Raw genomic sequence first — 410 nt, forward strand, 5'->3', positions numbered from 1 at the left:
CTTGTTCATAGGAGCGACAAGAGCGACCCGACATGCTCTATCAAGCATTCCGTGCAGTTTGCATAATAGCGCAAACCGCGCGAGACTGCGAAGCAGTTGTTTTAGAGTTCAAGGGGGATGCATGACCGTTCAACCTAGTGACTACCGAACTCCAGGGCAGCTTATTGAAGCGCTTCTGAAGGACCGGGGTTGGACTAAGCGTACATTGGCAATCGTGCTGGAGGAGGACGAAACTAAGATCAATCGGATTACGTCGGACAAGACGCCGCTCGACGCGAAAATGGCGGTGGCGCTGGAAGAGGTGTTCGGCGTCGAGGCAGAGGAGTTCCTGCTTCTTCAAAAACGATATGAACTTGCCAATGCCCGTTATGTGATGCGTCCGGACCCGCGTCGCGCCACGAGAGCCCATC

The 410-nt window shown here is 54.4% G+C and carries 1 protein-coding gene; it reads left to right on the forward strand.

From position 1 onward, the window contains the following. Positions 1-121: 121 nt before the first annotated feature. Positions 122-410 (forward strand): helix-turn-helix transcriptional regulator (locus AC2JF9_RS09920; RefSeq protein WP_500727437.1); only part of this gene is annotated, 289 nt, incomplete at its 3' end.

Source organism: Lactobacillus sp. C449L, assembly GCF_059900815.1.